The organism is Bacillus sp. C30 (assembly GCF_040838255.1).
Taxonomy (GTDB): domain Bacteria; phylum Bacillota; class Bacilli; order Bacillales; family Bacillaceae_G; genus Bacillus_A; species Bacillus_A mycoides.
The window spans coordinates 1-8,062 of sequence record NZ_JBFPJH010000154.1 but is presented as its reverse complement, the minus strand read 5'-3'; the positions used below and the strand labels follow the sequence as shown (position 1 = coordinate 8,062).

At 37.0% G+C, this 8,062-nt stretch carries 8 protein-coding genes and 1 riboswitch; of the genes, 1 reads left to right on the top strand and 7 read right to left on the bottom strand.

Translation table 11 applies throughout. The features are described from left to right. Positions 1-30: 30 nt before the first annotated feature. The 5 genes from arsC to AB3X49_RS14505 all read right to left on the bottom strand — a co-directional run bounded on the left by arsC (position 31) and on the right by AB3X49_RS14505 (position 3,352). On the bottom strand, positions 31-435 hold the full coding sequence (gene arsC / locus AB3X49_RS14525) for an arsenate reductase (thioredoxin) (protein ID WP_367962942.1): 405 nt from the start codon (positions 433-435) through the stop codon (positions 31-33). Positions 436-455: 20 nt separating this feature from the next. Next, entirely contained in the window at positions 456-1,496 is a 1,041-nt protein-coding gene (gene arsB / locus AB3X49_RS14520; protein WP_367962939.1) for an ACR3 family arsenite efflux transporter, read from the bottom strand. An 18-nt stretch (positions 1,497-1,514) separates the two neighbouring features. Next, positions 1,515-1,952 carry an ArsI/CadI family heavy metal resistance metalloenzyme gene (locus AB3X49_RS14515; protein ID WP_193665375.1) on the bottom strand — a complete coding sequence of 146 codons (438 nt, stop codon included), beginning with the start codon at positions 1,950-1,952 and terminating at the stop codon, positions 1,515-1,517. 60 nt (positions 1,953-2,012) lie between these two features. Then, complete coding sequence (gene arsR / locus AB3X49_RS14510) at positions 2,013-2,318, bottom strand: arsenical resistance operon transcriptional regulator ArsR (protein WP_000046018.1); 306 nt, start codon at positions 2,316-2,318, stop codon at positions 2,013-2,015. Between the two features lie 269 nt (positions 2,319-2,587). Next, complete coding sequence (locus AB3X49_RS14505; protein WP_367962934.1) at positions 2,588-3,352, bottom strand: SDR family oxidoreductase; 765 nt, start codon at positions 3,350-3,352, stop codon at positions 2,588-2,590. A 320-nt stretch (positions 3,353-3,672) separates the two neighbouring features. On the opposite strand from AB3X49_RS14505, the gene AB3X49_RS14500 reads away from it, so the two are divergent. After that, positions 3,673-4,113, top strand: coding sequence for an Lrp/AsnC family transcriptional regulator (locus AB3X49_RS14500; protein ID WP_367962932.1), 441 nt, complete (start codon positions 3,673-3,675; stop codon positions 4,111-4,113). Positions 4,114-4,248: 135 nt separating this feature from the next. Here AB3X49_RS14500 and AB3X49_RS14495 read toward each other — a convergent pair whose 3' ends face one another. After that, complete coding sequence (locus AB3X49_RS14495; RefSeq protein ID WP_367962930.1) at positions 4,249-5,454, bottom strand: M20 family metallopeptidase; 1,206 nt, start codon at positions 5,452-5,454, stop codon at positions 4,249-4,251. Between the two features lie 88 nt (positions 5,455-5,542). After that, positions 5,543-5,644, bottom strand: a riboswitch (SAM riboswitch). 75 nt (positions 5,645-5,719) lie between these two features. Next, positions 5,720-8,029 (bottom strand): AAA domain-containing protein, encoded by a 2,310-nt coding sequence (locus AB3X49_RS14490; protein ID WP_215552057.1) that lies wholly within the window; start codon positions 8,027-8,029, stop codon positions 5,720-5,722. Positions 8,030-8,062 lie beyond the last annotated feature (33 nt).

The window sequence follows — 8,062 nt, the reverse complement described above, 5'->3', positions numbered from 1 at the left end:
CCCTATAAAATAGAAGATTGGCTCTTTACTTTACTCCCCTGTTTCAGAAAATCGTTTTATACGTTCACCGATTTCATCACGAACACGTTGAAACTCAGACCACTCTTTTCCTGCCGGGTCATCAAATCCCCAGTGAACACGATTTACGTGCGGCGGAGTAGATGGACAAACAGAATCCGCATGACTACAAAGTGTAACGACTAAATCAGCATTATTTAAAATTCTTGAATCAATTATATCTGATGTTTGATTTGTTATATCGATATTTACTTCATTCATTGCTTTAATAGCATTTGGATTTACTCCGTGTGCTTCAATTCCTGCAGAATATACATTCCACTTATCTCCTAAATATTGTTTGCCCCAAGCTTCTGCCATTTGACTTCGGCATGAATTTCCTGTGCATAAAAAGTAGATTGTCTTTTTGTTTTCCATGTTGTTTTCCACCTTTATTTTTAAGTTGATTGATCATTAAAATATTTACGTTTAAACCAAAAAGCAACGTTTACAAGTGCAATCATGACAGGTACTTCGACTAAAGGTCCGATAACAGCTGCAAATGCTGCGCCCGAATGAATACCAAATACACCAACTGCTACAGCAATCGCTAACTCAAAGTTATTACTACCTGCTGTAAATGCTAACGTTGTAGTCACTGGATAGTTTGCACCAATTTTTCTTCCCATAAAGAAAGAAACAAAAAACATTACAATAAAATAGATTAATAACGGAATCGCTATTCTTACTACATCTAATGGTACGCTAACAATCATTTCCCCTTTTAAAGAGAACATAACGATGATTGTAAATAATAATGCAAGTAATGTAAGTGGACTAATCTTCGGTATAAATACCTTTTCATACCACTGTCTTCCTTTTAACTTAACTAGTACAAAGCGTGTTAACATACCTGCTATAAAAGGAATTCCCAAATAGATAAATACTGATTTCGCTACTTCTATCATTGTAATATCGACAATAGCCCCTTCAATCCCTAACCATTCTGGAATTACTGTTACAAACACGTATGCATAAACGGAGAAGAATACCATTTGGAATACTGAGTTAAAAGCTACTAAACCTGCTGCATACTCTTTATCCCCATCAGCAAGGTCGTTCCAAACAATTACCATTGCAATACAACGTGCTAAACCAATCATAATGAGCCCGACCATGTATTCTGGCTTATCTGGAAGAAAAATAATTGCTAAAACAAACATAAGTACAGGACCAATAATCCAGTTTTGCACTAAAGATAAAACCAATACTTTTACATCTTTAAATACCCGGCCCATTTCCTCGTAACGAACTTTCGCCAACGGTGGATACATCATGACAATTAAACCAACAGCGAGCGGGATGGACGTCGTTCCAACTTGTAATGTATTTAGTCCGTCTACTACACTAGGAAACACAAACCCTAAACCAATCCCAACAGCCATAGCTAGAAAAATCCATAGTGTTAAATATCGATCTAGAAAAGATAAACGTTTCATTTTATTTTCCATCTCCTATTAACAACAAGAATTTTTTTCTACTACGTTAGAAGTCGTGCAACAAGATGGATCTTCAATTTTATGAACATCACTATGTGCTTTTGTATAAAAGAATTCCCACTCGTTCCCATCAGGATCCGTTACCCAAAACTTATCTTGAACCGCATAGCAACAAGTCGTATCCATCTCATCACGTGCAAAGAACCCTTCTTTTTCTAATCTTTCTTTATGAAATGTAATTTCTTCAGCTGTATCCACTTGGAAACCAAAATGATTTACCTGATTTCCCTTCACTTCATCTCGTACGTTCAGTGTGAAATTAAGTCCTGGCGTCTCTAATAAAAATTTTGCATAATCCATTTTCACCTTAACTGGTGACACACCAAATACCTTTTCGTAAAATTCAATAGACTTCTCTAAATCCGTAACATTTATACCAACATGAACATATCTCATAGCTTATTCCTCCTCTTTACATATCATTAATCAATTTTTTTTGATTAATAGTTCAAAATTTTAACAGCAACTACCTTTGCCTGTTTTTCTAAAGATACAGCATAATTCTTCTGATAATAAATTATTTACTTCCGCATCATTTAAATCATAATAACTCCACGTACCTTTTGTTTCTTTTACAATTAAACCTGCATCTAATAAGATCTTTAAATGATAGGACAACTTAGATTGCGTCATTTCAAAAACCTCTGTTAAATCACATACACAAGTCTGGCCCCGCTGGCAAAGTTCATACATAATCTCTAAACGCTTCTGATCCGCTAATGCTTTGAATTTTTTCTCATAGAGCTGAAAATCTTGCGCCACTGTAGTTCACTCTCCCTTCATCAATTTTTTTTGATGTTTATAGTATATACGCTGTTTAGTTCTTTATGCAACTCGTTAATCAATTTTTTTTGATTAACACAACTCAACTTCCTCTCATCATATCTATGCCACCATTAAAAAAGGCCATAGCCTTCCCAAAATGAAAAACTACGGTTCGTTTTACAACTCAATAGTTAAAATATTTTCGAAAGGTGGAGTCTCTATAGCTTTTAAATAATCTCAAGTTAATAATTATAGAGTGATTCCGCCTATAAACAAAACCCACCAGAAACATCTAAAACCTGCCCTGTTACCCACCGACTATCAGAAGAAGCAAGGAATGCGACTGCATCTGCAATATCTTCAACTTGCCCTATTCGTCCAAAAACAGACGAACTCGTAGCAAAATTTCGTATTTCCGGATTATCTAGCAATTTCGCATTAATATCTGTCTTCGTATATCCAGGCATAATTGTATTCACTGCTATACCTCTTTCTCCAAGATGTTTAGCTAGAGGAAGTGTCATCGTATTTAATGCCCCTTTACTTAAACCGTATGCAATTGATCCTGTAAAACCAAGTCGTACTTCGGCCGATGAAATGTTAATAATGCGCCCTTCTGCTCGTAGTAATGGTAATGTTTGCTGAATTAAGAAGAACGGCGCCTTAATATTTACGGCCATAATTTCATCAAAAATTTCTTCTGTCGTATTTTTAATCGTTCCTTGTATACCTATGCCTGCATTATTTACTAAAATATCAATCTCTGATGTACCAACTCTTGCTTGTAATTCATTCTTTAATTGTTCTACTAGCTTTTTGACACCATCCATTGAATTAAGCTCAGCTTCAATTAAGAACGCTTTTCCTCCATTAGATTCAATCTCAATAATCGTTTCATCTGCAGCTGTTTTATTTCGGCCGTAGTGAACTGCAACTAATGCCCCATCTTTCGCCAATCTTATTGCAATGGCACGGCCGATGCCGCGACTCGCTCCTGTTACTAACGCTACTTTCCCATCAAAATTCTTCATTTTTTCCATCCTTCCTAAATTTCCGTTTGATAAAGTGAAACTTTAATCAGTGGGGGTTTTCTTCATCCCCACTGATTATCAGCCCTCACCAATCGGGCTTTTACGGGCAGTTAATCTCTCACCTAACCACTTTGCTCCAGCTGAATTTTGAGGTGGGAGTTTTACTGCCCGCAAATAGCGGGATAAATCCTATACTTATATTTTTATTCAAACACCAATAATTTTAAATATAGATTTATAGGTAATTCAGTTAGTTAACTTATGATATTATAGTTATAATTTACGATTTACTTTGGAAAACAAAACAAGGAGGCTACACAATGCAAAATGCAGTAAAACTGGATGAAATCGACCATAAAATTATGAACTTGTTGTATGAAAATGCGAGAATTTCCGTTTCAGAAATAGGGCGGATTATATCCATGACGCAGCCTGCTGTAAAAGAACGGATTAACAAACTTGAAGATCAAGGAGTTATAGCGGCATACCGAACGAGATTTGAGCCTTCCAAAATTAATAAAAACATTCAAGCATTTATTATGTTTAAAACGAGCCAATGCTCTGATTTTATCCAATTTTGTAATGCTGCTCCTGAAGTAACAGATTTATATCGAATTAGCGGGGAGTTTAATTATATGATGAAGGTCATGAGCGATTCGATGGATTCTCTCGCTGCATTTTTAGATTCTTTAATGCAATTCGGATTATCGTCTCCTTTAATTGTTTTAAAGAGTGAATTTGAAGGGAAATTGTCGTTCTGATAAGAGGGTACTAAGGTAAAAATATGAAGTGTATGTGGAAAAATCATTTTATAATATAATAAAACCAGCCATAGGCTGGTTCTTTTTTCATTCGATTTCCTACTAAAAAATCCCGAGTATAATTCTCCTTCTTCCCTACCCCTGATTCTTCCGCGCCTCCCTAAACTCCTCCTTCACCTTCTCTAATAACCCTTCTTCCGTAATTAATCGATACGCTGTATTCGCTAATGCTTTTGCCGATGTAATTAACGCTTTGTCTCCTAGTTCTGAACGAGCTGCTTCTCTAAATTCATTCGTATGCGCAATTAAATCGTCTGGACCGATTTTAATGTACGGATGAATTGTCGGTACGACTTGGCTTACGTTTCCTGCATCTGTTGAGCCAATTCCTACTCTTTCTTTACGGTTTACATCTTCACCTAGTAGTTCTAACTCTTCCGCTACGACGTCATTAAATGTTTTTGTTACGAGTAGTTCATCGATTTCATTTTGGAATTGATGAATTTTTACTTTTGTACCTGTTGCTAATGCTGCTCCTTGTGCAATATTTCTGACCTTCTCTGTTACTTCCGCACATCTTTTTCTCGTTGCTGCGCGGATGAAGAACCTTGCTGATGCGTAGTCTGGAATAATATTAGGTGCTTTGCCGCCTTCTGTAATGATTCCATGAATTTTCACATCTGATGGGAGTTGTTGGCGAAGTGCATTAATACTGTTATACAGCTGGATAATCGCATCTAATGCGTTTATTCCTTCTTCTGGTGAAGCTGCTGCGTGAGCTGTTTTTCCGTAAAAATGAAAATCAAGTGGATCGACCGCTAGTGACGGACTCGTTGGAGCTGTCTTTCCGCTCGGATGAATCATAAGCGCCGCATCAATGTTTTTAAATAAGCCAGCTTTCACATAACTCGATTTTGCGCTACCATTTGGCCCGCCCTCTTCTGCTGGTGTTCCGAACACGACAACTTCTCCGCCAATTTCTTCAAGCGTTTCTGATAATGCGATCGCTGCTGCAACGCTAATTGTACCAATTAAATTGTGACCACACGCATGACCGAGTCCTGGTAAAGCGTCATACTCCGCTAAAAATGCGATAACTGGTCCTTGTTTTCCTGAACTTTTCCGCGCGATAAATCCTGTTTCATGTCCAGCTATATTGTGCTGCAACTGAAATCCTGCGCTTCCTAACAACAAACTTAACGTTCTTGATGCGTAAAATTCTTGGTTACCAATCTCCGGATTCGCATGAATATTATGACTTGTTTCTATGTACTTTTCCTTATTTCTTTCTATACTCTCTTCAATTGTTTTTCTTTGTGACGTTACTCCTGTCGCTCCCATTTTTCTTCCTCCTTTTATTTTCACGTAAAAAAGCCTCTTTCTAAAAGATAGAAAGAGGCTTCTGTATATACAGTCAAAATGAGCTTCTTTCTTATCTTTCAAGTTACCTTGCTGGAATTGGCACAGTATTCATAAAGAATCCGCTGCCGAGGTGTCATAGGGCCAGTCCCTCAACCTCTCGTGATAAGAATTTTCATAAAATTATATTAAATTATTTTCATTCTAAGTTCATTCCAGGCAAAAGTCAAGGAATTCCTATCTGAATTTACCGAATATCTAAAAACCCTTTTAATACGCCAATTGTTTCAGGTGCTTGTAATCTTGCACATATGTACGGAAATTCCATACTTCCTTCAAACATCATTTGAGATGTAAGAGGTGCTCCTGCCCAAAAGATTTCATCATCGATTACTATAAACGGGAACGCTTTGTTTTGCCTTTGTAATTTTACATTTTTTAATGGAACTGGTCCATCACTATACACCGTTATTTGCGCATTTGTACGCATTAACGCTTGCCATACTCGTTTATCTACTTGCCTTGTACTTGGAAGGGAAATGATAATTTTTCGTTTCGCAGCTAAAATATCTTTTAATAACCCTTTCGGTTCTTCAAGATTCATTTCCATAAACCAGCGTAAACGTTTCGAGATTTTTCGCTCCCACAATTGTCTTGATGTCGTGCGATCATACACATCTCCGTGACGTTCTATATGAGCTGTTAATTGCGATAACGCTTGTTTTCTCGAAAGATTTTTACGCATGTAGTGGCAATCTGATAATTGAATGAACTTCCCTCTCGCTCTCGTTACTGCTACATTGACGAGGCGATGGTTTTTATGATCAAAGAATAACACGCCAGGGCGTTCTTGCGGATAACTATCTACCGTATCAAAGATCATCATATCTCTTTCAGACCCTTGAAACTTATGAACTGTCGCCGCTAAAACTGGTATGTTTTGATATTTCGTTTTCTGCAACATTTCTCTAATGCACGTTGATAAAAAGCGGGACTGTGCCCTGTAAGGCGTAACTACACCGATAGATTGAACACCGTCTAACAATCCAATTAACATCATTTGCATCGCTACTAACCCAGACATAATATTAAAACGAGAACCGGAAGCAGCGTCTTTTAAAGAAAAGGCTCCCATTAAGCTCGTATCAAATAAAACACTCGCCTCATTTGCGAACGGTTGCAGTTTCGCAAGTTCTTTACGCTCTGAAACAGATGGATGATCGTACACTCTATTTTTATAAATAAATGAATTCGTAAACTTTGATATATCCGTATGCATACGTCTTTGCTCCTGCAGCATAAAAAGGTTCGGATGTGCTTCTGATTTATTTACAGAATCAACAATCCCTGCATGATAAAACATATCTTCACCGAGCCATTTTCGAACGAGTTCATGGTTCGCCATCGCAATCGGAGGTAACTGTAAAAAGTCACCACAAACGACAATACGTTTCCCAAGTGAAGCAGCTAATGCGATTTGCGGCACATAAGCCATACTTACTTCATCTACGACAACTAAATCAAATGTACGCTCATAAATAAGTGAATCAATTGCACATTTCGATAAAGTCGCACCGATTACTTTCGCATTTTCAATGTATTCTTTTTCTACTTCTTTAATTTTCGCTTTTTGCTTTCGAAGATCACTTTCAATCTCTTGTATACGCTTCTTATCAGCAGAAGTCGCTTTATATGATAAAATCTTTTCACGAAGATCTTGTCGTGTCTCTTCTAAATAGAGTCTTTCTTCTCCCCAAGATCCATTCGTCGTTTCAACTAACTTCGATGCAAGTAACGTTTCATGATTTCGTATATGTTCATGTTGACTATAACCGTAACGAACGATTTCACCAGGTGTCCATTTCTTTTTCTTCTCAATTTGCTTCGTTACTTCGCTCATTAATACGTCAACTGCCGCATTACTATGAGCTAACACAAGTACCGATTTTCCTTTTTGATAATGAGCAGAAATAATACGCGATAAATTGTAAGACTTCCCTGTTCCCGGTGGTCCCCACACGTACGTTGTTGGATTGTAAAAAGAACGATACGCCAATTCATTTTTCGTATTTTTCATCTTTTCAATATGTTTCGGACTGCTCGTCCCATCAACAAGACGCTTTATACGATTACGTTTTAGCTTATCTTTATGTGCCTCTTTCAATCTCTCTTGTAGTTGTTCTAACAGTTGCCACGGTTCACTGTATAAAACCGCTTCTCGTATTTCACCTTGTATATAATCATTTAATTTCAGTTCTATTTCTAATCCATGTACAGATAATACTTCTCCTGTCGCTTCCTCACCATCAAACTCAATTCGAATTGGTGAACCTTCAGGTAAGCTTACTTCCGAAATAAGCTGAAATACGTATACTGTACTTTCATAATCTGTATATAAAAAACGACCGTTCATGATAGAAATTTTACTACCACCTATCGTTTTCCAATGTTTAATTTCATATGCTAATGCATAATGCCACTCTTTCATTGTTTCCGATAATGAAGGAGTTTGAGTAGTTGTATTCATAGTATAATCTCCTTCCTTCTCCCCAAACATACTTTCTCACTATACCATATAACACGCTAAAAT